At 69.1% G+C, this 22,149-nt stretch carries 23 protein-coding genes; 9 read left to right on the top strand and 14 right to left on the bottom strand.

Features of this window, described 5'->3' with window-relative positions; genetic code table 11:
* The first annotated feature begins 77 nt into the window (after window positions 1–77).
* Window positions 78–869, top strand: a complete 792-nt coding sequence (locus ACQP06_RS21875) for an SDR family oxidoreductase (RefSeq protein ID WP_433666353.1) — start codon at window positions 78–80, stop codon at window positions 867–869.
* Window positions 870–887: 18 nt separating this feature from the next.
* Here the strand turns inward: ACQP06_RS21875 and ACQP06_RS21870 are convergent, their stop codons facing one another.
* Window positions 888–1,892 (bottom strand): 1-aminocyclopropane-1-carboxylate deaminase/D-cysteine desulfhydrase, encoded by a 1,005-nt coding sequence (locus ACQP06_RS21870; RefSeq protein ID WP_433666352.1) that lies wholly within the window; start codon window positions 1,890–1,892, stop codon window positions 888–890.
* A gap of 115 nt (window positions 1,893–2,007) precedes the next feature.
* On the opposite strand from ACQP06_RS21870, the gene ACQP06_RS21865 reads away from it, so the two are divergent.
* Window positions 2,008–2,871 (top strand): SDR family oxidoreductase, encoded by an 864-nt coding sequence (locus ACQP06_RS21865; RefSeq protein ID WP_357084579.1) that lies wholly within the window; start codon window positions 2,008–2,010, stop codon window positions 2,869–2,871.
* Between the two features lie 22 nt (window positions 2,872–2,893).
* On the top strand, window positions 2,894–4,198 hold the full coding sequence (locus tag ACQP06_RS21860; protein ID WP_433666351.1) for a phytoene desaturase family protein: 1,305 nt from the start codon (window positions 2,894–2,896) through the stop codon (window positions 4,196–4,198).
* Window positions 4,199–4,204: 6 nt separating this feature from the next.
* Here the strand turns inward: ACQP06_RS21860 and ACQP06_RS21855 are convergent, their stop codons facing one another.
* Window positions 4,205–4,870 carry a TetR/AcrR family transcriptional regulator gene (locus ACQP06_RS21855; RefSeq protein WP_379275439.1) on the bottom strand — a complete coding sequence of 222 codons (666 nt, stop codon included), beginning with the start codon at window positions 4,868–4,870 and terminating at the stop codon, window positions 4,205–4,207.
* Window positions 4,871–4,940: 70 nt separating this feature from the next.
* On the opposite strand from ACQP06_RS21855, the gene ACQP06_RS21850 reads away from it, so the two are divergent.
* Window positions 4,941–6,359 carry a cytochrome P450 gene (locus tag ACQP06_RS21850; protein WP_433666350.1) on the top strand — a complete coding sequence of 473 codons (1,419 nt, stop codon included), beginning with the start codon at window positions 4,941–4,943 and terminating at the stop codon, window positions 6,357–6,359.
* 39 nt (window positions 6,360–6,398) lie between these two features.
* Here ACQP06_RS21850 and ACQP06_RS21845 read toward each other — a convergent pair whose 3' ends face one another.
* The gene (locus tag ACQP06_RS21845; RefSeq protein ID WP_433666349.1) at window positions 6,399–7,367 is read right to left on the bottom strand and encodes a TY-Chap domain-containing protein; all 969 of its coding nucleotides are present in this window, start codon (window positions 7,365–7,367) and stop codon (window positions 6,399–6,401) included.
* 159 nt (window positions 7,368–7,526) lie between these two features.
* Here ACQP06_RS21845 and ACQP06_RS21840 point away from each other — a divergent pair, with 159 nt between their 5' ends.
* The gene (locus ACQP06_RS21840; protein ID WP_433666348.1) at window positions 7,527–8,318 is read left to right on the top strand and encodes a 3-oxo-5-alpha-steroid 4-dehydrogenase; all 792 of its coding nucleotides are present in this window, start codon (window positions 7,527–7,529) and stop codon (window positions 8,316–8,318) included.
* Between the two features lie 18 nt (window positions 8,319–8,336).
* Here the strand turns inward: ACQP06_RS21840 and ACQP06_RS21835 are convergent, their stop codons facing one another.
* From ACQP06_RS21835 to ACQP06_RS21825, 3 genes are all read right to left on the bottom strand, one after another.
* Complete coding sequence (locus ACQP06_RS21835) at window positions 8,337–9,608, bottom strand: diguanylate cyclase domain-containing protein (protein WP_433666347.1); 1,272 nt, start codon at window positions 9,606–9,608, stop codon at window positions 8,337–8,339.
* Window positions 9,609–9,641: 33 nt separating this feature from the next.
* The gene (locus tag ACQP06_RS21830) at window positions 9,642–10,451 is read right to left on the bottom strand and encodes an SAM-dependent methyltransferase (RefSeq protein ID WP_433666346.1); all 810 of its coding nucleotides are present in this window, start codon (window positions 10,449–10,451) and stop codon (window positions 9,642–9,644) included.
* A 170-nt stretch (window positions 10,452–10,621) separates the two neighbouring features.
* Window positions 10,622–11,401 (bottom strand): M50 family metallopeptidase, encoded by a 780-nt coding sequence (locus ACQP06_RS21825; protein WP_357084602.1) that lies wholly within the window; start codon window positions 11,399–11,401, stop codon window positions 10,622–10,624.
* Between the two features lie 115 nt (window positions 11,402–11,516).
* On the opposite strand from ACQP06_RS21825, the gene ACQP06_RS21820 reads away from it, so the two are divergent.
* A complete protein-coding gene (locus tag ACQP06_RS21820; RefSeq protein ID WP_433666345.1) occupies window positions 11,517–12,350 on the top strand; it encodes an SAM-dependent methyltransferase in 834 nt (277 codons plus the stop codon).
* On the opposite strand, the gene ACQP06_RS21815 is transcribed toward ACQP06_RS21820, so the two are convergent.
* Together ACQP06_RS21815 and ACQP06_RS21810 are read right to left on the bottom strand one after the other, a co-directional pair.
* Window positions 12,347–12,772 (bottom strand): SRPBCC family protein, encoded by a 426-nt coding sequence (locus ACQP06_RS21815; protein ID WP_433666344.1) that lies wholly within the window; start codon window positions 12,770–12,772, stop codon window positions 12,347–12,349. The genes ACQP06_RS21820 and ACQP06_RS21815 overlap by 4 nt on opposite strands.
* 59 nt (window positions 12,773–12,831) lie before the next feature.
* Window positions 12,832–13,512 (bottom strand): TetR/AcrR family transcriptional regulator, encoded by a 681-nt coding sequence (locus ACQP06_RS21810; protein ID WP_433666343.1) that lies wholly within the window; start codon window positions 13,510–13,512, stop codon window positions 12,832–12,834.
* Between the two features lie 114 nt (window positions 13,513–13,626).
* Here ACQP06_RS21810 and ACQP06_RS21805 point away from each other — a divergent pair, with 114 nt between their 5' ends.
* Window positions 13,627–14,772 (top strand): lipase family protein, encoded by a 1,146-nt coding sequence (locus tag ACQP06_RS21805; RefSeq protein WP_433666342.1) that lies wholly within the window; start codon window positions 13,627–13,629, stop codon window positions 14,770–14,772.
* A 92-nt stretch (window positions 14,773–14,864) separates the two neighbouring features.
* The gene (locus ACQP06_RS21800) at window positions 14,865–15,341 is read left to right on the top strand and encodes an anti-sigma factor (RefSeq protein ID WP_433666341.1); all 477 of its coding nucleotides are present in this window, start codon (window positions 14,865–14,867) and stop codon (window positions 15,339–15,341) included.
* On the opposite strand, the gene ACQP06_RS21795 is transcribed toward ACQP06_RS21800, so the two are convergent.
* The gene (locus ACQP06_RS21795) at window positions 15,304–16,809 is read right to left on the bottom strand and encodes a bifunctional phosphatase PAP2/diacylglycerol kinase family protein (protein ID WP_433666340.1); all 1,506 of its coding nucleotides are present in this window, start codon (window positions 16,807–16,809) and stop codon (window positions 15,304–15,306) included. The genes ACQP06_RS21800 and ACQP06_RS21795 overlap by 38 nt on opposite strands.
* A 110-nt stretch (window positions 16,810–16,919) precedes the next feature.
* Complete coding sequence (locus tag ACQP06_RS21790) at window positions 16,920–17,075, bottom strand: hypothetical protein (protein WP_433666339.1); 156 nt, start codon at window positions 17,073–17,075, stop codon at window positions 16,920–16,922.
* Between the two features lie 249 nt (window positions 17,076–17,324).
* Between ACQP06_RS21790 and ACQP06_RS21785 the strand changes: the two genes are divergently transcribed.
* A complete protein-coding gene (locus ACQP06_RS21785) occupies window positions 17,325–18,095 on the top strand; it encodes an RNA polymerase sigma factor SigF (protein WP_433666338.1) in 771 nt (256 codons plus the stop codon).
* Here ACQP06_RS21785 and ACQP06_RS21780 read toward each other — a convergent pair whose 3' ends face one another.
* The 4 genes from ACQP06_RS21780 to ACQP06_RS21765 are packed head-to-tail and all read right to left on the bottom strand — an operon-like array spanning window position 18,096 to window position 21,768.
* The gene (locus ACQP06_RS21780; RefSeq protein ID WP_433666337.1) at window positions 18,096–18,500 is read right to left on the bottom strand and encodes a hypothetical protein; all 405 of its coding nucleotides are present in this window, start codon (window positions 18,498–18,500) and stop codon (window positions 18,096–18,098) included.
* 33 nt (window positions 18,501–18,533) lie between these two features.
* A complete protein-coding gene (locus ACQP06_RS21775) occupies window positions 18,534–19,448 on the bottom strand; it encodes a DoxX family protein (protein ID WP_433666336.1) in 915 nt (304 codons plus the stop codon).
* A gap of 25 nt (window positions 19,449–19,473) precedes the next feature.
* Window positions 19,474–21,474 (bottom strand): aconitate hydratase, encoded by a 2,001-nt coding sequence (locus ACQP06_RS21770; RefSeq protein ID WP_433666335.1) that lies wholly within the window; start codon window positions 21,472–21,474, stop codon window positions 19,474–19,476.
* Between the two features lie 9 nt (window positions 21,475–21,483).
* On the bottom strand, window positions 21,484–21,768 hold the full coding sequence (locus ACQP06_RS21765) for a hypothetical protein (protein WP_433666334.1): 285 nt from the start codon (window positions 21,766–21,768) through the stop codon (window positions 21,484–21,486).
* Window positions 21,769–22,149: the final 381 nt, after the last annotated feature.

Raw genomic sequence — 22,149 nt, 5'->3', positions numbered from 1 at the left:
CACACCCGCGGGCCCCGCGTCGTCATCAAGGCAGGACGCCACCACAGCGGCGGCGCGAGACGAAGGAGATGGTCATCATGGCGAAGACGGTTCTGGTCACCGGCGGCACGGGCACCCTGGGCAGCCTGGTCACTCCGCTGCTGCGGCAGGCCGGACTGGATGTGCGGGTGCTCAGCCGCAGCGCGCACGAGGCGAAGGACGGCATCGAGTTCGTGGCCGGCGACCTGGAGACCGGCGCGGGCATCGCGGAGGCGGTCGCGGGCGTGGACACCGTGCTGCACCTGGCGGGCACCACCAAGGGCGACGGCGACAAGACCCGCGTCCTGGTCGACGCCATCAATGCCGCCGGGGCGTTCCCGCACCTGGTCTACATCTCGGTGGTCGGCGCGGAGCGGGTCCCGGTGGAGAGCGCCATCGACCGGCAGGTGATGGGCTACATGGCCTCGAAGCGCGACGCCGAACTGGTGGTGGAGAACTCGGGCCTGCCGTGGACCACGCTGCGCGCCACCCAGTTCCACGACCTGCTCTTCACGATGGTGTCGGCCATGGGCAAGATGCCGGTGGTGCCCGCGTTCGATTTCCGCTTCCAGCCCATCGAAACCGGTGAGGTGGCAGCGCGATTGGTGGAACTGGTGCAGGGCGAGCCCGCCGGACTGGTCGAGGAGATCGGCGGCCCGCGCATCTACACCATGAAGGAACTCGAGCGCAGCTATCTGGCGGCCACCGGCCGTCGCCGCCCGGTGTTCACCGTGAAGGCCCCCGGCAAGGCGGCCCGGGTGTACGCGACGGGCGCGAACCTGACCCCCGAGCACGCCGTGGGACAGCGCACCTGGGAGGACTTCCTGGCCGCCAAGCTGGCGACCGCGTGAGGGACGCGAAATCCGGTGTCAGCGCGGTCCGTTGGTGTTGAGATACACCACCGGACCGTCGCCGAACCGGCCGTGCGCGTTCATGTCCAGCAGCGCGGCCATGGCCTTGGCGGTGTAGACCGGCTCCAGGGTCATGTGCTCCCGATCGGCCGAGAGCGCCTGTGCGGTAGCGGCTTCCGGCATCGGATAGCCGTAGCCCGGGCCCAGATACTCGGTCACGATATCCAGATTGCCCGCGGGGGAGATGTTCTCGGGGATCCGCGCGCCGCGTGCGCGCAGCAGCTTCGCGCATCGCCCGGCCAGCCCGGTCAGCGTCGGCTCGTCCAGCCGCAGGGTGTCGTTGACGACCACGCCCACCACGTGGGTCTGCAGCCCCGCCAGCCGCAATCCCAGCGACAGCCCCGCCGCCGTCCCGCCCGAACCGACCGGGATCACGATGTGACTCGGTTCCGGCAGTTCCCCGGCCCGGACCTGCTCGGCCAATTCCAGTGCCGCCTCGACGTATCCGATCGCACCCACCGCCGACGACCCGCCCGCCGGCAGGAAGTACGGCGGCCGGAATCCGGTGAAATGCCGCGCCAGCAGGTACGGCGCGCTCAGGATGGTCCGGGCCTTGGAGTGGGTGAAGTGCAGCTCCGCGCCCGAGTCCCGTAGCCGCTTCAGCTGGGCGCGCACATGGTCGTCCTCGGGCTGATCGATCAGTGCCAGAACGGTTTTCAGTCCGTGCTCGCGCCCATAGAGCGCGGTGGCCAGCCCCCAATTGGTGCCGAGCCCGCCCACAGTGACGATGGTGGTGCGGCGCTGCCGCAGCGCGTCGGGCAGCAGCCATTCCAGCTTGCGCACCTTGTTGCCGCCCCAGCCGCCGTCGCCGAACACGCTGTCGTCCTTGAGCCAGATCTCCGCGCCGCCCTTGCAGGCGGTGTCGAGGGCGTCCAGTCGTCGCACCGGTGTGGGGCTCGTGCCCAGTGCCAGGTGCGGCAGAGTCGCCTCGAGTTCGGGATGGAGGCGGTACAGGTGCGGCATCACCACTCCAACCTATCGATTGTCCAGTTACTCGACGAGTGTGGCGGGTAGCACAGGGACGGAGCATCCCTGCTGCTAACTTCTGAAAAGCTATTAGATACGGCAAGGAGAATTCATGCCTGGTGTAACCGATCGCGTCATCATTGTCACCGGAGCCGGTGGCGGTCTGGGTCGCGAGTACGCGCTGCTGCTCGCCCGCGAAGGCGCTCAGGTCGTGGTCAACGACCTCGGCGGCGCGCGCGACGGCTCGGGATCCGGGCACAATATGGCCGACGCCGTGGTCGAGGAGATCCGCGCGGCCGGCGGCACCGCGGTCGCCAACTACGACAGCGTCGCCACCGAAGAGGGCGCGAAGGCGCTGGTGCAGACCGCGATCGACAGCTTCGGCGCGGTGCACGGCATCGTGAACAACGCGGGCATCCTGCGCGACATGAGCTTCGTGAAGATGACCCCCGAGGCCTTCGAAGCCGTGCAGCGCGTGCACCTGTTCGGCTCGTTCTACGTCACCCACGCCGCCTGGCCGCACTTCCGTGAGCAGGGCTTCGGCCGCGTCGTCATGGCCACCTCCACCTCGGGCCTGTACGGCAACTTCGGTCAGGCCAACTACGGCGCCGCCAAGATGGGCCTGGTCGGCATGATGAACACCCTCGCCATCGAGGGCCGCAAGTACGACATCACCGTCAATGCCGTGGCGCCCATGGCCGCCACCCGCATGACCGCCGACATCGCCTCGGAGGCCATGCTCGAGAAGCTGCCGCCCGCCCAGGTCGCCCCGATCGTGGCGCACCTGATGGGCGAGGACTGCACCGACTCCGGCATGGTGCTGGTGGTCGGCGGCGGCTCGGTGCAACGCGCCCAGTTGTTCGCGAACAAGCCCGTGTTCTTCAGTGAGGTCCCGAGCGTGGATCAGGTGCGAGAGAATTGGAGCCGTATTACTGATATGTCCGACGCTCAGCCCGGGGTGAACCCAGCGGGCTGAGCCTGCTCTGAGGAGCCTCGCCATGAGCGAGAACGCGTGGGACGCACTGGTTGTCGGAGCCGGAGCGGGCGGGCTGTGCGCGGCCGCCCGGCTCTCGCACCGGGGCTATCGGACCCTGGTGGCCGAACGTCTCGACCGAGTCGGCGGGCGGGCTTCCACCGCCGAGTTCGACGGATTCACCATCAACACCGGCGCTGTCGTCATCGAACTCGGCGGCATCACCGAACAGACCTTCGAGGAGGTCGGGGCGAAATTCGAAGTGCGCCCGGCGGATCCGCCGATCCTCTACCGGATCAACGGCCGCGACGTGGACATCGCCACCGGCGGCTGGGGACTGCTCATCTCCCAGCTGACCCGCCACGGCGCCCAGTTGCTCGGCGGGTCGGCCCGCGCGGAGGGGGAGTTGCCGGATCGGGAGCTGTCCACCGCCGACTGGGTGCGCCGCTACACCAAAAACGATGCGGTGCAAGGCATCTTCCGCAATATGTGCGGTTCCATCTTCGCGGTCGGCTCCGAGGAGCTGCCCGCGCGGGTGTTCCTCACCTACTTCACGCGGAAGGCGGCGTTCAAGAAGTTCGGCTTCTGCCCCGAGGGCACCATCGGCATCTGGAAGGCCCTCGCCGAGGTGGTGGAGCGCAATGGGGGAGAGGTCCGGCTCGGCAGCGAGGTGCGGCAACTGCACGTCGAGGGCGATCGGATCACCGGGGCGCGGATCAGCCACGACGGCGAAATCTCGGACATCACTTGCGCTTTCGCGGTCAGTGACATCGGGCCGTCGGCCACCATGGATCTGGTCGGCCCGGAGCACTTCCCGTCGGACTACGTGGGCAGCGTGCTCCAGCGCGACCTGCCCTGCGCCATGATCTCGGTCAACTTCGCCAGCCGCGAACCGCTGATCGACGCGCCCGGGCTGCTCAGCTTCGCCCGCACCCGGCGGCTGTGCTACGTCGCGAACTTCACCGCGACCTGCCCGGAGATGGCGCCCGAGGGCTGGCATCTCTACGTCGGCGCCGGCGTGCCCAAACCCTCGGTCGGCACCTTCGACGCCGAGGCCGAGACCGCGCTCGTGCTCCAGGATCTGCGCGAGGAGATCCCGGGTTTCGAGCGGGCCCGCATCCTGTCCATCGCCGTGACCCGCGACGACTGGCCACCCCAGCGGGCCGTCGCAGGATACGACCTGCCCCACGACACCCCGATCGCCAATCTCTGGAATGTCGGCGACGCGGTCAAGGAGTACGCCAACGGCGGCATCACCGCCTGTATGGAGACGGCGAAGATCGTCGTCGAGGAGATAGCGGACAGCGGAATCGGTCGTTCCGGAACCTGACGGCTCTCAGTCCGGCGCTGAAGTCTCGGGGAGGCGGGACCGCATGCCGGGCAGTCGATCCACCATGGCCACAACGTAATCCGCGACGATGCCGATGAGTACCGGTCGCTCGACCTTCAGGCCGCCGTCGAGCCACACCAGGATCAGCTCCGCCGCGCCGCCGGTGATGAGCTGGGCCAGGGCGGTCAGTGCGGTGTCGTCGCCTTCGGGAATGTCGAGCAGCACGCGGGTCTGCTCGATGAGCAGCTCGGCCACCCGCCGCATGCCCTCGAAGCGGCGGCGCATGAGCAGTTCGGACCCGTAGGCCTGGGCGAAGGCGATATTGGCGCGGCGCGGGTCGTCGGTGACGCCGATGATCAGCGCCGCCACCCCGGCGCGCAGTTTGGCCTCCGGGTCGCCGGGGGTGTCGGTCATGGCGGTGCGGGCCTGTTCCAGGGCCTCGCCCTGCACCTCGTCTAGCAGGGCGGTGGCCAGCGCGTCCAGGTCGGTGAACGATTCGTAGAAAAAACGCGGCCCCACCTTCGCCTGTTCGCACACCCCGCGCACCGTGAGTGCGGCCAGCCCCTGCGTGCCGACGATGTCGAGGGCCGCGTCCAGCAGCCGACGGCGGCGCTGTTCGCGCCGCTCGTCGGTGGTGGTGCCGCGATAGGTCCCATTGGCAGCTCGCGTCACCCTGTCAGCTTGGCACAGAAATCGGGAAACGACCGTTTACGGAAACTAACGTTTCCGCTACCGTGGAGGCATGGCTGTACGAAAAGCCGTGGTGAATCATCGAATTCAATGCCGGGCCGCCGGGGTGCTGCAGCGGTACCCCACCGTGCCGCGACCGCTGGCCGCGCCGCCGCCCGGCAGCGGGCTGAAACCGGTGATGGGCGATTACGGCCCGCCCGGCATCGGCTACGTGGTGAGCACCCTCGCCGATCCGCTGACCTTCAGCCGGGAGCGCATGCGCCGCTACGGCCCGGTTCAGTGGATGGGCGTGTTCGGCCGGCAGGTGGTCGGCATCGGCAGCCCCGCCGCCACCGAGGAGGTGCTGCTCGACCGCAAGCATGTGCTGTCCGCGCAACGCGGCTGGGAGTTCCTGATCGGCCCGTTCTTCCGCGGCGGAATCCTGTTGCGCGACTTCGACGATCACAGCTACCACCGGCGGATCCTGCAGCAGGCGTTCACCCGGCCCCGGCTGATCGGCTACCTGGAGCTGACCACGCCCCGCATCGTGCGCGGCGTCGACTCCTGGCTGCCCGCCCCCGACTTCCCGCTCTACGACCACGTCAAGCGGATGCTGCTGGAACAGGCCACCGTGGTGTTCGCGGGCGCGGAACTCGGCCCCGAGGCCACCGCCCTCTCCCACGCCTTCGAGGACGCCGTGCACGGCGGCAAGGCCATCGTCCGCACGAATATGCCCGGCGGCGTGTGGAATCGGGGCCTGCGCGGCCGCCGGCTGCTCGAAGACTACTTCCGCCGCGAGCTGCCCGCCAAGCGGGCCGGTGACGGCCAGGACCTGTTCAGCGTGCTCTGCCACGCCGAGACCGAGGACGGCGAGTCCTTCACCGACGCCGACATCGTCGACCACATGATCTTCGTGATGATGGCCGCCCACGACACCAGCACCCTGGCCATCTCCATGCTGGCCTACGAGCTGGGCCGCCACCCGGAGTGGCAGGAGCGGCTGCGCGCGGAGTCGACGGCGCTGGGCAAGCAGACCCTCGATTACGCCGACCTGGACCGGCTGCCCGCCCTGGAGATGGCCTTCCGCGAGACGCTGCGCATGTACGCCCCGGTCGGGCAGATGGTGCGAGAAGCCCTGGAGGACACCGAGATCGCGGGCTATTTCATCCCCAAGGGCGCGCTGCTCATGGTCGGTCCGTACTCCATGATGCGCAATGCGGAGTATTGGCACGATCCGGACACCTTCGATCCCGAGCGGTTCGATCCCGCGCGCGCCGAGGACAAGTCGCACCGCTTCGCCTGGCCGCCCTTCGGCGGCGGCGCGCACAAGTGCATCGGCCGGTACTTCGGCGGCATGACGGTCAAGGCGACCATGCACCGGATGCTGCTCGGGTACCGCTGGAGCGTGCCGGACGGCTACGAGGTGCCCCTCATCGCCGGAACCGGACCGACACCCGCGGACGGACTGCCGATCCACCTGCGTCGCCTCTGAGGCCGTCCTCGGGCCGCCCCTGACACGATGCCGCGCGGCTCACCGCACGTCGCGCGGAATCCCGAGTTCGATATCCAGATAACGTAATTCCGGATCCCGGCGGCGACCGTTGCGGAAGGCCCGGAACACCAGATCCTGCGGATGCCCGACGGTGAACACCTCGGTGAAGGTCTTCACCGTCCGCCGCGGCGCGCCGCACAGGCTCGGATTGAATCCGGCCTTGGCCAGCGGCCCCTCCCAGATGAGCGCCGCCCCGCCGGGCACGCTGTGCGGGGCGAAGCTCCAGCCCAGCTCGCGCATGCGGCGGTCGAACTCGCTCGCGCCGAGTCCGGCCACGTCCCAGCCGCTGGCCTCGTTGAAAAGCTGCCTGCCGTGCAGGAATTGGACGAAGCACGGGTCCGGGCCGGGGTGCGGGGTGCTGAGGTTGATGACGCCGTCCCAGGGCAGGGTGGTCAGCGCCCAGGCCAGCCGCGCCTCGAAATCGTCCCAGTCCGTGCACACCACGGGCTTGCCGCGTTCGCTGGGCCGGTCGGCGGGCAGGCCGTAGCTGCCGGTGCCGGGCGCGTCCATGCTCCAGGTGGCGAAGCGCAACCGGCCGCCGTCCATCCCGAGCCCGTCGCGCAGCACGGTGACCACGGATTCGGCGACGCCGCGGCGGTGGTCGACCGATTCCTCGCGCTGCCAGCCGGTGCTCCACTCCCGCGCCAGGCGGGGCTGCTGGTGCACGCGCTGCATGGCCCGCCACTGCGGATCCGGTGCGGTGGCATCGGATTCGGACGGCAGCGGGACCGGATCCCAGGTGCCGTCGGACTGCTCGCCGATCACGCGGAGCAACCGGTCGGCCTCGTCGGCGTTCTCCGGGACCGCGACCAGCACCTCGATCTCGGTGCCCTGTTGCGCGAAATGCGCTCGGCGGCCGGTGAGTTCGTCACGGACCTGAATGAAACGGGGATTCCAGCCGAGTCCCGATTCGTCCGCGTCCTCGTCCTCCTCGAGAAAAAACGGCATCCACTGAATCAGCACATCCCATCCCTGCGAACCCACCTTGCCTCCCTCCGGGGTTCTCGCCAACCTACCCGCCGGTCACCGTCCACGCCCGCCGTTGGGTACCGGTCGGGCTCGGGCTGTGGTAGAACCTGTTCTAGTTTTTCACCTGAAGGGCCACGAATGAACTGGTACACCGGCAATACCGTCTACGACACCGTGCTGACGATCGCCTTCGGTTTCGCTGCCTTCGTCCTGATCGGGGGCCTGTTCCAGCAGAGCCCGTACGGTCGGTTCGCCACCGCCAAGCTCGGACTGAACCTGAACCCGAAACTCGGCTGGTGGTTGATGGAGATTCCGGCCACCGTGGTCTTCGCGGTCGCGTACCTGAGCGGGCCGCACCGTTTCGAGCCGACTTCCCTGGTGCTGGCGGCCATCTGGATTCTCCACTACGCCAACCGCGGCTGGTTCTTCCCCCTTTCCATTCGCCAAGTGCCCGGCAAGACCAGCAGTTTCAACATCTCGGTGCTCGGCATGGGCATGTTCGTCACCGCCATGCACGGCTACCTCAACGGCGCGCTGTTCAGCCACGACTACTTCGGTCAGTACGGCACCGGCTGGTTGACCGACCCGCGATTCATCATCGGATCGATCATCTACCTCAGCGGTTTCGCGCTGCTCACCAGTTCCGAGTGGATCGTGCGGAATCTTCGCGATAAGAACAATCCGGGCGCAACGGAATACAAGATTCCGTTCGGTCTGGGCTTCCGATTCGTCACCAGCCCCACGTATCTCGGCGAGCTCATCGCGTGGGCCGGGTTCGCCATCCTCACCTGGGCGCTGCCGGGCGTGGTCATCTTCCTGATCACCTTCGGCAATCTGGTGCCCCGGGCCTTCGCCACCCACACCTGGTACCGCGAGAAGTTCTCCGACTACCCCGCGGAGCGAAAGGCCCTGGTGCCGTTCGTGATCTAGCGGCTGTGCGGCGCGGTCTCACCGACCGTGCCGCAGCGCCTTGTCGCGGTACATGGCGGTGTCCACGGCGTGCATGAGCTCGTCGACGGCGGTGGAGTCGGTGTCCACCAGCGCGGTCCCGATACTCGCGCCCACCCGCACCGACAGTCCCGCCACATCGAAGGGGTCGTGCAGCGCGGCCAGCAGGTCCTCGGACACCGAGTCCAATTCCTCCGGGCCCGAGCAGCTTTCGACCAGCACGATGAACTCGTCGCCGCCCAGCCGGGCCGCCACCCCGTGCGGCGGCACGGCCTGGCGCAGCCGCTGGGCCACCTCGCACAGCACCTGATCGCCCGCGGTGTGGCCGCGGCGGTCGTTGACCTCCTTGAAGCCGTCCAGGTCCAGGTAGCAGACGCCCACCTGGCCGGTGGCGGCCGCGAGCCGGTCGAAGAACAGCAGCCGGTTCGGCAGACCGGTCAGCGAGTCGTGGTGGGCGTCGTACCAGAGCCGGTCGGCCAGTTCCTTGCGGTCGGTGACGTCCACGGTGACCCCGACCAGGAAGCGCGGCTTGCCATCGCTGTCGCGGACCACCGTCATGGACAGGTCGATGATTGTGTGCGAACCGTCGGGTTTGGTGTGTTCGGTCTCGAAGCGGAAGCGGTCGATCTCGCCGGACAGTAAACGCTGGAAGAGACCGAACGCCTCGCCGATATTGATCGGGCCCAGTATGTCGGCCACCGGACGGCCCGGCATCTGCCCGGCCGGGACGCCCAGGGTCTCGGCCATGGCGTTGTTGACGTCGACCACCTGCCCGGTGGTGATGTCGACCGTGCCGATGCCCACCGACGCGCCCTCGAAGATGGCCTGGAAGCGGGCCTCGGACAGCTGCCTGCGGGCGTCGGCCTCGCGCGCGGCGGTCAGCGCCGCGGTCAGGGTCTTCTCCTGTTCCGACAACGCCACATTGCGCAGTCCGGCGGTGAACTCGGCCGCGAACTCGGCGGCCAGCTCGATCGCGCGATCGCGCACCGGCCAGTAGTCCTCGCAGCCGGGGTCCGGGCAGGCGTCGGTGACCAGGTCCTTGCACAGCACCAGGACCGACCGGTGCACGGTCAACGGATCCCGGTAGTTGGCGCCCACCAGGGCGCGGGCGGCGTCCCGGGCCACCGACATGTCCTCGGTGCCGCGCACCGCCGCGATCAGCCGGTCGCCGAACCCGTCGAGCAACTGCTCGACCTGCGACCGGGTGATCGTCGGCGCCACCGCGCCCTCGAGAGCGTCGGCCCATCGGACCGCCAGCTCGTGTGCTCCCACCGCCTACCCCCTGCCCCTGCCTCGTGCCCCTGCTCAGGCCTTGCGGCCCACACCCGCCAGACCGAGTGATCGGCCGGGCGCCTCGTGCTGGTCACGGTCGGATTCCGGCCGCCACAACGGCAATTCCACCACACCCGGCTCGATCGGCTCCCACTTGCCGAACAGGGCCGCGATTTGCTCGCGGGTCCGGAACTGCAGGCCGATCCTGCTGACGTCGCGCGAGTTCTCCACCAGTTTGGCGGCGTCGTCGGGGCGAGTGGCCGAGGTGAGGTGCGACAGGGCCAGGTAGCTGCCGGCCGGCACCGCGTCGTAGAGGGCGTCGACCTTGTCGGCGGGGGAATAGTCGTCGCTCATCAGGTGCAGGACCGCGATGAGGAGAACTCCGACCGGCTGGTCGAAATCGATGATGCCGGTCCCGCGGGCCTGGGCGAGCAGCGCCTCGGGCTCGCGCAGATCGGCCTCGATCGCGGCGGTCCGGTCATTGCCCTTCAGGATGGCGCGCGCGTGCGCCACGGCCACGGGGTCGATATCGGCGTAGAGCACCCGGCACTCCGGGTCGATCGCCTGCGCCACCTCGTGCACATTGCCCGCGGTCGGGATGCCCGACCCGATGTCGAGGAACTGCCGCACGCCCTGGTCCACCAGGTACCGCACCGCGCGGCGCAGGAACGCGCGATTGCTCAAGGCCAGTCGCGGCAGGTCCGGGACCAGCGCTTTACCCGCCTCCGCGGCCTGCCGGTCGACCTCGAAGTTGTGCGAGCCGCCCAGCAGCGCGTCGTACATGCGCGCCGGGCTCGCCCGGTTCATGTCGACGCCTTCCGGTGCCCATTCCGGTCTGTCCATCCCCAAACCCTCCTAGCCGCAACGGTCGAACGCCCGCCGGTGGTACGAGCGGGCCGAGATCCGGGCAAATCCGGTGTTTCCGATCACCCGGACGGTGCAAACCGAATGGTAGTCCCCGTTGGCCAGAATCCTTGCAGCGATACCACTCTCGCCCTGAGGTGGGACAATGCTCACCCGGCGGTTGACGCCGCGCAGGTGCTGTGCGTGAGCGGCGGCACACACACCCCCGACACGTCGGCCAGCAGCAGGCGCGCCCCGAGGACCAGCGAGCACAGCGCAATCGCGCCGAAGGCCAGCACCCACAGCAGGCCCGGGATCCTGGTCAGGTGGGCCAGCTGGTCGGCGTCGGAATTCGGCTCGTGCGCGCGATTGCGCTGCAACTCGATCACCGGGCGCACCGCGGCCAGCAGCAGGAACCAGGACGCCGCGTACGCCAGCGCCGCCTGGGTGGTGTCGCTGCCGAACCAGGACACCGCGAACACCACGCCGCCGGTCACCAGCAGCGACAGCAGGCCGTACCAGTTGCGGATCTTGAGTAGCAGCACCAGCAGCAGCGCGATGGTCAACCACAGCATGAGGGTGATGCGGTGCGCGCCCAGCAGCGCGGCGTAGGCCAGCCCCAGCAGCGCCGGCGCCGGATACCCGGCCGCCATGGTCAGGATCATGCCGAGCCCATAGGGTTTGCCGCTCGACACGGTGAGTCCCGAAGTGTCGGAATGCAATCGGATGCCATTGAGGCGGCGGCCGGTCAGCAGCGCGGTGAACGCGTGCCCGCCCTCGTGGGCGATGGTGACCGCATTGCGCAGAATGCGCCACGTCGGGCGGAACGCCACCAGTATCAGCGCCACCACGCCGGTGCCCACCACCAGCTGCCACGGCGGCGGGGTCTGCGTCGTGGACAACCGGTCCACGATGGTGCTGCCGCGCTGAACGAATTCCGCTGTATCCACGGCCGCACCCTACCGATTCGGCGCGGACCTGGCGATCCGGTCCCAAATCATCGCGTATGCGACAGACTTGCTGTGGGCCGGGGCCGGAGCGAATCGATTGTCAGGGGAGCGTGAGATGTCCGAGTCAGTGCAGAGTTACCCGAGTGCGGCGCCGGTTGGGGTGGACACCACACGCGCCAGCATCGCCCGCGTCTACGACGCCGCATTGAACGGTAAGGACAATTTCGAAGTCGACCGCGCGGTCCTGGACCAGGTGCGCGAGGTCGCGCCCGGGGTCGCCGAATTGGCCTGGGCGAACCGGGATTTCCTGATCCGCGTATGCCGCTTCCTGGCCAAGGAGGCGGGCATCGACCAATATCTGGACCTCGGTTCGGGGCTGCCCACCGCGGAGAACACCCACCAGGTCGTGCAGCGCGTGGACCCGGGTTCCTCGGTGGTCTACGTGGACAACGACCCCATGGTGCTGGCGCACGCGCGCGCCCTGCTGGCGGGCAATCCGCGCACCACTATCGTCGAAGCCGATATCTTCCGTCCGTTCGAGGTGGTCAAACACCCCGATATCCGTGAGGAACTGGACTTCAGCCGTCCGATCGCGCTGTTCCAGATCGGCACCCTTCACCACTACGCCGCCGACGATGTCGCCGCCGTGATGCGCAGCTACCTCGATGTGCTGCCCTCCGGCTCGTATGTGGCCATCGCCCATTTCCTCGACCCGGAGACCGCCGAACACAGCGACTTGGCGCGCAAGATGGAGGAGAAGTTCGTGCACAGCCCCATGGGCTCGGGCCGCTTCCGCACCCGCGACGAGATCCACGCCCTGTTCGGCAATCTCACCATGATCGAACCCGGCCTCGTCCTATGCGACGAATGGTGGCCCGACGGTCCGCAACTCACGCCGCTGAGCCCGGTCCGCCACTGCATCGCCGGCGGCGTCGGCTTCAAGCCCTAGACGGCCGCGAGGCGGTCGGCGAGGATGCCCGCGCGGGCGAGCTGGACCTTGCGGGCCTGACCGGAGGCGAAGGCCATGAGGCCGATGGGGGTTCGCAGGCGCAGCTCGTCGTCGACGCGGGTGCCCTCGGCGGTGGGGGTCAGGTCGAAGCGGTAGCCCATGCGGACGCCGCCGGGGCTGTCGACCTCGCCCCAGACCGCTGTCCCGGGTGTGCCGAGCAGGGCGACGCGAATGCGGTTGTCGTGCTTCAGGCCCAGGAAGCGGAAGCGTTCGACGGCGAGGTAGGAACCGTCCTGGACGTCCTCGACGGCGACGACCAGCGGGGAGAGACCGATGTAGTTCTCGGGCCGGATCAGGTGGTCGTAGACGGCCTCGGGGGAGGCGGGGACGGTGAACGTGTTACGGATGATCTTTTCCGGCATGTCCGCACTCTAGCGGTCACCCGCGGCGGGGGATCGGGGCCGGAACCGGTCGTGCGGCATCACGATTCGGCGGGGCCGGTCTGGGCCAGCAGGCCGTCGACACAGGCGCGCAAGCCCTGGCCGTAGGTGTCGCGGGCGGCCAGGGCGGGCCAGCGTTCGCCGATCGCGGCCAGCCGGGGAACGCGATCGGGATCGAGATCGCCGAAGGCGGCGCGGCCGGAGGCGGCCGGGCCGCCGCGGCGCTGGGAGTGGGTGCGGACCAGGATCTCGCCGACGGTGTAGTACCAGATCGAGCGGAAGATGTAGGCGGCCTGCTCGGGGGTGCGGCCGCTGGATTCGGCGGCCGCGAGGATGGATTCGACCGTCCACAGCGCGGATTCGTCGAGCAGGCCGACGAAACCGTCCACGGTGAGGACCTCCGCGGCCCAGGGCCAGCTCGCCAGCAGATCGTGCATGGCGGTGGCGGCCGCGACGATCCGGTCCCGCGGATCCTCGGGCAGCTCCGGGCGTTCGGTCTGATCGGCGTAGTGGTTGAGCAGCAGGACCAGCAGATCCTCCTTGTCCTGGACGTGGCGGTAGACCGTGGTCGCGCCGATTCCGGCCTCGGCGGCCAGGCCGCGAATGGTGAGCCGCTCCCAGCCGTCGCGGTCGATCAACCGGCGGGCCGCGGTCAGGATCTCCGTGCGGGACGTGACGGGCGGGCGGCCGGTGCGGCCGGAGGAGGCGGTCGGTCGGGACATGTCTGCCATCATGCCCTGTTCCGCTCTCGACAGCGTGACCTGCGGATGCTACTTTCGGAACGTGTTCGCAAAGTCGTCGACGGGCGTCGGCGACTCGTCCCGGAGGAGCTTCCCGTGCGATACCTGATCCTGGCGGCGATCGCCGCCCTGTCCTCGGCCGCGGCGACCGGATCGGCTGTGGCGCAACCGGATACCGGAGGAGCGCCGGGCGCGGTCGTATCGTCACGGCCCCTTGACGCCGGCGAACTGATTCCCGGCGCGGCGAGCGGGTATCGCATCACGTACCGGACGACCGGCCAGAACGGCGAGGCGGAGGTCAGTGGCGGCACGATCTATGTGCCCGAAGGCGCGACCCCGGCGGGCGGTCGGCCGATGGTGTCGTGGGCGCACGGGACCAGCGGCATGACGGCCGGCTGCGCGCCTACCATCAATGGCGGCATGGCGGACAAGTTCGACGAGACACCGCAGCTGTCAACGTATCTGGCGCGCGGCTACGTGGTGGCCGCGAGCGACTACATCGGCCTGGGCGCGGACGGCGTCTACGAGTATCTGGCCGGGCGCGCGGCGGGCCACGCGGTCCTCGACATCGTGCGCGCGGGCCACGTCGTGGATGCCGGGCTGTCCGAATCCTTCGTGCTGGCCGGGCATTCCATCGGCGGGCAGTCGGTGCTCGCCGCGGCCGGGATGGCCGCGGGCTACGCGCCGGACCTCGATCTGCGCGGCACCCTCGCCTACGCGCCGACCAGCAATGTCGAGGACATCATCGCCGTGCTGAGCCGTCCGGGCGTGCCCGTGCTCCCCGGCCTCGACGGCCTGCACGCCCGGCTCGTCATGATCCTCGCGGGCCTCGATCACGCCCGCCCCGAACTCGGCGTCACCGACTACCTGTCACCGCACGGCCACGAAGTCCTCGCCATCGCGCGGGCCGGAAACGATTGCCTGGCTTCCCTGGAGGCGGCCGTCACGGGCAAGTCGGTCGGCCAGTTGTTCACCACCGCCCTGCCCGATTCGGTCATTTCGGCGCTGCGGGACTACCTGTCGGTGCCCGCCACCGGGTACCGCGGTCCGGTCGTCCTGCTGCAGGGCGGATCCGACACCATTCAGCCCGTTCCGACCACCGTGCTGCTGCTACAACAGCTCCGGTCGGCCGGTACGGACAGTCAATTGGTGCTGCACGCCCCCGCCACCCACTTCACCATCCTGAAATTCGCCGACTCCGAGGCTCAGGACTTCTTGAACCGCGTGCTCCCGCTCCGATAATCCTGACTTTTGGGCGGTTTCCCTCCGGCAGCATCGGGTAAGCGAACATTGCGGGGGAAAGATCGCGATGGGGGCTGGATGGGTGGTGAGTGATGAGTGAATCGCCACTGGGTGATGGCAAGGCGCGCATACGCACCGACAACGCGGAGCCGGAATCACCGCGATTGTCCGGTGACGTGGGGGTACGGGTGCGCGCCGACGCCGGACACCTGGAAATGTTGCGCGCGATAGCCGAAACCGTCATGCTCACAGCCGATTTCACCATCGACGTGGCCATCGACATGCGGGTCGCGCTGGATCAGGTGGCGACCGCGATGATCCTGGCGGCCGTGCCGTCGGCCGGACTCGACTGCGAATTCCGTTACGACGAGCAGCGGGTCCGGATTCGCGTGACGTCGGTGATCGGCACCGGCGGCGGCCTGATCGAGCACAGTTTCGGCTGGCATTTCGTGGAATCCCTGACCGATTCGATAACTGTCGACACCGACGAGTTCGACGTCGTACAACGCGGATACCCGGTGGTCGTGGAATTCACCCGGCAACGGAAGGACGACGCGGAGCCGGAATGAGGCGATACACCGTGAGGCGCCCGGCCACCGTCATGTGAATCCGGGTGGCCGTGCCGATCACCTCGCCGTCGGCGGCGAGGGGTTCGCGCGTGGTGAGCCGGACGGTCAGCTCGGGCCGGCGGCATTCGCCGTACAGGCGGGTGCGTCCCAGGGCCGCGAGCCCGGCCGCCAGGATGATCCGGGGACGGGACCACGGCCCGTCGGCGCGTAGCCATCGGATGTCGAGCAGCCCCGCCGCGAGATGGTCGCGAACGGCCGGGGTGGAGCGCCGCGGATGATAGGAACCGTTGCCGAAGAACAGGACCCACACCCGGCGGCGCTCACCGTCGACCTCCACCGTGAGGGGCCGGGCCCGGCCCACCGCGGCCACCGACGCGGCCGCGAAGGCCAGCCGCCGACCCCATCGCGAACGCCATCTCCGCCGCAGCCGCACCATGTCCGGGTAGGCGCCCACACTCGCCACGTTGAGCACGTGCCGGGTGCGCTCTCCGTCCTCGTCGTCGAAGCGGACGCGCGCGATGTCGACTTCCACGGCATCGCCGGATTCGACGGCCGCGGCCGCCTCGGCCGTGTCGCGCACACCCAGATCGCGGGCGAAATGATTGCGGGTGCCCGTGGGGAACACCGCCAGGGGCAGACCGCGCCGCAGGGCGACCGTGGCCGCCGCGGCGAGGGTGCCGTCACCGCCCGCGACACCCAGTGCCATCGGCCGCGGAACGCAGGCGCGGAACGCCAGTTCCAGCCGCCGGGCGGGATCGTCGCCCGGTTCGGTGCGGACGAGGGTGGCCGCGGGCAACAGCGCCGCGAGAACCTCGCACGGATCGACGGACGGATCACCCGCTGCCGGGTTGACCAGCACCAGCAGGCCGTTCCCGTCGGCAAGCGCGGGCGTGCCCTGATGCCGCTCGCGGGCGGTCGCCGGCGCCGGGGCCGGCCACCAGTGCCGGGTGGCCAGGGCGATGGTCGAACCGATCACCGCGCCCGCGAGCACATCACTGCCCCAGTGCACGCCGGTATGCACCCGCGAGTAGGCGACGAGTCCCGCCAGCGGGACGAGACCCGCTGCGGCCCGGGGAGTCTCGACCGCGACCGCCGTGGCGAACGCGGCCGCCGCGGCACTGTGGCCCGAGGGGAACGACGACGAGACGGGCCGCGGGTCCAATCGCCGAGATGCGGGCAGCAGCTCGGCGGCGGGGCGGCGGCGCGTGATGATCGGCTTGAGACCGCCGTTCACGATCGCCTCCGTGGCGGCGAGGGCGGCGACGCCACGGATCGCGGCCCGCCGGTACTCGCCGCCACGGGTTCCCAACGTGAGGGCGATGACCAGCCAGAGCGCGCCGAAATCCGCGCCGCGGGTCAGCCGCAGCAGGCCCGAATCCAGCGCGGAGGCGGGTATGCGCGCGACCGCGGCGGTGACGGCGCGATCGATGCGGCCGACGCGGTGGAACCGTCGCGCGAGTCCTGCCATCGGCGAGGACAATTCGCCGGCCGCTCCGGAAAGCGGCTGCGGCCGGCCCACTGTCGTGTGACGGGTGAAATGCATGCTGGTGTAAGGGAGTTCACCAATCGCTGACCGGATCACCAATAGTGGGAGCGTCGGCCGATCGGGCGTCCGGCCGCGCCGAGGAGCCAGGCGACCGCGCCGATCAGCATCAGGATGACCCCGATGGTGGTGAGGATATGGATGCCGAAGATAATTCCCAGGATCAGTATTACGAGGCCCAGGACGATCATGATTATTCCTTTGTGGGGAGCGATTGTGACATTCCCGCAGTTCCCGCTGAATCGGCCGTCAAACGCCCCTGGAGCACGATGAGGTGTCGCATGGGTCCGTGCGAATCATTCTGTGGCAATACGTCTCTGACCTGGCGGATCGCGCGATGATGCGGTGAACACCGCAGTCGGCCGGTGAAAACGGGTTCCCCAGCGGCCGAAATGGGTACACCATTGTTATGCAGTTCAGCCGAATACGGGGTGATACCGATGACGGGTGACAGCTATGACGATATCGAGCCGCTGCTGAAACAGCTTGCCGTCGCCGTGGAAACCGATGCTCCCGAGCGAAAGGCCTTGCGCGAAGAGGCGATCGACCGGTGTCTGCCACTGGCCGACCACATCGCGCGCAAGTTCTCCGGGCGCGGCGAGGCGTTCGAGGACCTGGTGCAGGTGGCCCGGCTCGGGCTGGTGCAATCCATCGACCGGTTCGACGTCGAGCGTGGTTCGCGGTTCCTGTCCTTCGCGGTGCCGACCATCATGGGCGAGGTCAGACGGTACTTCCGCGACAGCACGTGGGCCGTGCGCGTACCGCGCCGGGTCAAGGAGACCCAGATCCGCGTCGGCGCCGCCGTCGAAATCCTCGCCCAGCGCCTGGGCCGCATGCCCAAGGCGCGCGAACTGGCCGCCGAACTGGAGGTGGACCAGTCCGAGCTGACCCAGGCCTTGCTGGCCGCCAACGCCTACCAGAGCTCGTCGCTGGAAGCCGCCTGTCCCGATGACGGGGAAAACACTCCGCTGGCCATGCTGGACGCGCTGGGGGCCGAAGAGCCCGGCTTCGAACACGTCGACCAGTACCTCGCCGTCTGCCCGCTCATCGCGGAACTGCCCGAACGGGAGCGGCGGGTGCTCACCATGCGCTTCTTCGACTCGATGACCCAGAACCAGATCGCGCAGCGGCTGGGGGTCTCGCAGATGCAGGTGTCACGCATCCTGGCGAAGACCCTCGGCCGGCTGCGCGCCGAGGCGCTGGCCATCTGATCAGAATCCTGCCAGACCCGAGGCCAGATCCGGCATCCGGATCGCCTGCACCGCCGCGTCCCGCACGTCCGGGCACGCGGCGGTGGTGGTTTGGTCGATGACCGAGCGATTGCGCATCACCGCGATATTGACGCCATTGTTGCGCAGCGCCCAATCCTGCACGGTGATATTGAATTTCAGCCGGGCCTCGGTGGGGCCCTCGGCGCGCCACTTGTCGACTTCGGGCCGCATCATGTCGCACAGCTGCTTGGCGGCGTTCGCGGAGATGGTCGGTGACCCGGAGCTCTGCTGCGGCGAACCGGTTCCCGGAACACCGGGTTCGGTGCTGTTCGAGCAACCCACGGCGAGCGCGGCCGCCGTCACGGCCACGACCGGCCAGCGGGCGCGAGAGTGCTGAGATGCCATGACGGAGGGCCCTTTCAGTGCGCTCGGTTGTCTTCAGCGTCGGTGGTCGGCGGCGGTGCGGGCCGCGTCCGCGAGCCGCTCACCGCGCCGCTTGGCTTTCTCGGCGAGGTGGCCGCCCTGGTCGCGGGCGGTGTCGAGGAGATGACCACCGCGGTCGGCGGCGACATCGCCCCATTGTGCGCCGAGTTCCCTGGCCGAACCCGCGAGTTGGGTGCCGCGATGCTGGGCCGCCTCGGCCAGTCGCTCGCCACGATCGTGCAGTGCCGCAACGAGTTCGGGTCCGTGCTCGCGGGCGGATTCCGCGAGCTGCGCGCCGCGGTGCTGGGCGGCGTCGGCCAGTCGCTCGCTGCGATCGTGCAGCGCCGCGGCCAGTTCGGGTCCGCGTTCGCGGGCGGTCTCCGCCAGGTGCTCACCGCGGGTCCGCACCGCCGCGGCGAGTTCGGGTCCGTGGACCTTCGCGGCGTCGGCGAGCCGGGTGGGGGCGGAGTCGTCGGCCTGCAGCTTCTCCAGGGCCCGGCGGCCACGCCAGCCGAGCGACGGTTTGCCCTGCCGATCGGTCGAGGCGATGAGCAGTCCGCCGAGCAGGCTCACGTCCTTGAGCAGCGCGTTGCGCCGGGCCGAACGCCGTTCGGGGTCCTCCTCGGTCCAGAACCCCGGTTCGGTCAGGGCCGCCGGGATCACGGTCGCGGCGAGCACGGCGGTGGACAGCCGGGGCAGTTTGCCCAGGGCCAGCAGCGCGCCGCCGCCGACGCGGACCGCCGCGTTGATCCGGACCAGTGTGGCCGGATCGTCGGGCAGATAGGCCGCGAGCTTGGCCGGCAACCGCTGCTCGCCCTGCCGCACCGCCTCGTTCGCGGTCTTGATCCGGGGATCGGGGTGGGTGAGCGTGTCGATTCCGTCGGCGACGAAAGCGGTCGCCAGCAGGGGGTGGGCAATGCGTCGCAGCATGGTGATTCCTTTCCGGAAGGCTGTCTCAGCAGGCGCTGATGTCGTCGCTGTTCCCGGCGTCCTCGTCCTCAAACGCGAGGTCGCGCGCCGCGAGCCGGGGGATGAGGCCACCGGCCAGGACGTCTCGCACCTGACGCGGCGAAAGCCGGTGTCGCACGGTGAAAGTGGATTCCTTGCTCATATCGAGCACCTCGAGCGTGGTGACGCGGGCGATGGCGTGCAGATCGAGCAGTCGCAGCACGTCATCGCGGTCGATACGGTCGTAGTCGGTGGGATCCTCGAATTCGAGGGCCAGGACACCGAAGTTGGCCAGGTTCTGCCAATGGATGCGGGCGAAGGATTTGGCGATGACCACCCGCAGACCGAGGTAGCGGGGTGCGATGGCCGCGTGCTCGCGTGAGGAACCCTGACCGTAGTTCTCGCCCGCGACGACGATGTGCCCGGTGTCGGAAACCCGCTGCGCCCGTTCGGGATAGGTCTCGTCGATCGCGGTGAAGGCGAACATCGCCAGCTTGGGGATATTGGATCGGTAGGGCAGGGCGCGGGCTCCGGCGGGGGAGATCGCGTCGGTGGAGATATCGTCGCCGACCTTCAACAACACGGGCGCGATGATCCGGTCCGGCAGCGGTGTCAATTCCGGCAGACCGGAGATATTGGGCCCTTTCACCGGCCGCACCAGCCGTGCCCGCTCGGGCTCGAGCGGGGGGACCAGCATCGCCGTATTGACCGAGGCCCGCACGGGCAGTTCGAGTTTCGGGTAGTCCATGCCGACCGTGCGCGCCCACTCCCGCGGATCGGTGATCACACCGGTGAGCGCGGAGGCGGCCGCCGTCTCCGGCGAGCACAGCCAGACCGAGTCCTCCTTGGTGCCCGAACGGCCCGGGAAATTGCGCGGCATGGTGCGCAGCGAATTGCGGCCCACCGCGGGGGCCTGGCCCATGCCGATGCAGCCCAGGCATCCGGCCTGGTGGATGCGCGCACCCGCCTCGATCAGGTCGGTGACCGCGCCCATCCGGGTCAGATCCGTGAGGATCTCCCGGGAGGTGGGGTTCACGTCGAAACTGACCTGCGGCACGGTCTGCCGCCCGGCCACCATGGCCGCCGCCATGGCGAAGTCACGCAGTCCGGGATTGGCGCTGGACCCGATCACCGCTTGCGCGATCTCGGTGCCCGCCACCTCGCGCACCGGCACCACGGCGCCCGGCGACGACGGTTGCGCGATGAGGGGTTCGAGCGTGGACAGGTCGATGGTCTCCTCGATGTCGTATTCGGCGTCGGTGTCGGCGGCCAGTTCGACCCAGTCGTCCTCGCGGCCCTCCGCGCGCAGGAACGCGTGGACGGCCTCGTCGCTCGGGAAAACCGTGGTGGTGGCGCCGAGTTCGGCGCCCATGTTCGCGATCACATGCCGGTCCATCGCGGACAGTCCCGCCAGGCCCGGCCCGTGGTATTCGATGATGCGCTCGATCCCGCCGCTGACGCCGTGCCGGCGCAGCATCTCCAGGATCACGTCCTTGGCCGAACACCACTGCGGCAGTTCGCCTTCGAGCCGGATACCCCAGATCTTCGGCATCCGCAGGCGCAGCGGCTGACCCGAGATGGCCAGCGCCACTTCCAATCCGCCCACGCCGATGGCGAGCATGCCCAGCGAGCCCGCCGCCGGCGTGTGCGAATCAGATCCCGCGAGCGTCTTGCCTGGCACCCCGAAACGCTGCATATGGGTGGGGTGGGAGACGCCGTTGCCCGCCTTGGAGAACCACAGGCCGAAGCGCTGGGCGGCCGTGCGGAGATACTCGTGGTCCTCGGCGTTCTTCTCGTCGGTCTGCAACAGATTGTGGTCGACGTACTGGACGCTCACCTCGGTGCGTGAGCGATCGAGGGCCAGGGCCTCGAGCTCCTGCATCACCACGGTGCCGGTGGCGTCCTGGGTCAGCGTCTGATCGATCCGGATCGCGATCTCGGTGCCCGGCGTCATCGCACCCGACACCAGGTGCGAGGCGATCAGCGTGCGCGCCAGATTGCCGGGCATGACGTGTGACTAGCCGCTGGTGGCCTGCGGGCCGACGACGAAGGTGGCGTTGCCCGTCGCATCCAGGCCCGCGTCGAGAATCTTGTCGTCGAAGAATTCCGCGGACCGGCGGTCCATGTAGACCCGCGCGCCTTCGGCGGTCAGGACCGCGTCGTCCTCGGACGGCCCGTCCGTCACCGCGAGCTGGAAACTCTCGGCGTCATCCGGCGTGGTGATCCGCAGTCCGGCGTCGCGCGGGGCGCCTTCCCCGGAGGTGATACCGCGTACCGCCTCGACGGCAGTGGGGGTGAGCATCAGCATAGGTCTTCCTTCCGCTGTCGTGAGTGCCGGACGGACTGCCGGCAGTCGGTCGAATAACCGGCTGCGCCGGACCGAAACGTCTCAGCGGTGGCTGCGGGTCCGGAATCGGATCCGGGGGCCGGGGGATCGGCGGGCCTGGTGTCGGCAGGGGCAGGGGCGGAACGGGCTCCGGGACAGGTTCGCCCGGCTCCAGCGGTGGGACCGGTTCCGGCGGTCGCACCGGAGGAACCGGGGTTCCGTCCGACCCGATACCGGATCCGACGTTCTGAGGTTCCATACCGCCCGCATACCCGGCGACGCCCGAGGTATTCGGTTCCGGACATGCTCGCGGAATCATGGCGATCACCGGGGATTCATCCGATAATCCGACAAAGG

The organism is Nocardia sp. CA-136227, assembly GCF_050955695.1.
Lineage (GTDB): Bacteria > Actinomycetota > Actinomycetes > Mycobacteriales > Mycobacteriaceae > Nocardia.
The sequence above is the reverse complement of the archived record's forward strand: the minus strand, read 5'-3'. Positions and strand labels throughout refer to the sequence as shown.

Excerpts from the sequence above, each read along its gene's own strand:
- ACQP06_RS21875 (WP_433666353.1), top strand. The coding sequence starts at position 78 with ATGGCGAAGACGGTTCTGGTCACCGGCGGCACGGGCACCCTGGGCAGC.
- ACQP06_RS21870 (WP_433666352.1), bottom strand. The coding sequence starts at position 1,892 with ATGCCGCACCTGTACCGCCTCCATCCCGAACTCGAGGCGACTCTGCCG.
- ACQP06_RS21865 (WP_357084579.1), top strand. The coding sequence starts at position 2,008 with ATGCCTGGTGTAACCGATCGCGTCATCATTGTCACCGGAGCCGGTGGC.
- ACQP06_RS21860 (WP_433666351.1), top strand. The coding sequence starts at position 2,894 with ATGAGCGAGAACGCGTGGGACGCACTGGTTGTCGGAGCCGGAGCGGGC.
- ACQP06_RS21850 (WP_433666350.1), top strand. The coding sequence starts at position 4,941 with ATGGCTGTACGAAAAGCCGTGGTGAATCATCGAATTCAATGCCGGGCC.
- ACQP06_RS21845 (WP_433666349.1), bottom strand. The coding sequence starts at position 7,367 with ATGCCGTTTTTTCTCGAGGAGGACGAGGACGCGGACGAATCGGGACTC.
- ACQP06_RS21840 (WP_433666348.1), top strand. The coding sequence starts at position 7,527 with ATGAACTGGTACACCGGCAATACCGTCTACGACACCGTGCTGACGATC.
- ACQP06_RS21830 (WP_433666346.1), bottom strand. The coding sequence starts at position 10,451 with ATGGACAGACCGGAATGGGCACCGGAAGGCGTCGACATGAACCGGGCG.
- ACQP06_RS21820 (WP_433666345.1), top strand. The coding sequence starts at position 11,517 with ATGTCCGAGTCAGTGCAGAGTTACCCGAGTGCGGCGCCGGTTGGGGTG.
- ACQP06_RS21815 (WP_433666344.1), bottom strand. The coding sequence starts at position 12,772 with ATGCCGGAAAAGATCATCCGTAACACGTTCACCGTCCCCGCCTCCCCC.
- ACQP06_RS21810 (WP_433666343.1), bottom strand. The coding sequence starts at position 13,512 with ATGTCCCGACCGACCGCCTCCTCCGGCCGCACCGGCCGCCCGCCCGTC.
- ACQP06_RS21800 (WP_433666341.1), top strand. The coding sequence starts at position 14,865 with ATGAGTGAATCGCCACTGGGTGATGGCAAGGCGCGCATACGCACCGAC.
- ACQP06_RS21795 (WP_433666340.1), bottom strand. The coding sequence starts at position 16,809 with ATGGCAGGACTCGCGCGACGGTTCCACCGCGTCGGCCGCATCGATCGC.
- ACQP06_RS21790 (WP_433666339.1), bottom strand. The coding sequence starts at position 17,075 with ATGATCGTCCTGGGCCTCGTAATACTGATCCTGGGAATTATCTTCGGC.
- ACQP06_RS21785 (WP_433666338.1), top strand. The coding sequence starts at position 17,325 with ATGACGGGTGACAGCTATGACGATATCGAGCCGCTGCTGAAACAGCTT.
- ACQP06_RS21780 (WP_433666337.1), bottom strand. The coding sequence starts at position 18,500 with ATGGCATCTCAGCACTCTCGCGCCCGCTGGCCGGTCGTGGCCGTGACG.
- ACQP06_RS21775 (WP_433666336.1), bottom strand. The coding sequence starts at position 19,448 with ATGCTGCGACGCATTGCCCACCCCCTGCTGGCGACCGCTTTCGTCGCC.
- ACQP06_RS21770 (WP_433666335.1), bottom strand. The coding sequence starts at position 21,474 with ATGCCCGGCAATCTGGCGCGCACGCTGATCGCCTCGCACCTGGTGTCG.
- ACQP06_RS21765 (WP_433666334.1), bottom strand. The coding sequence starts at position 21,768 with ATGCTCACCCCCACTGCCGTCGAGGCGGTACGCGGTATCACCTCCGGG.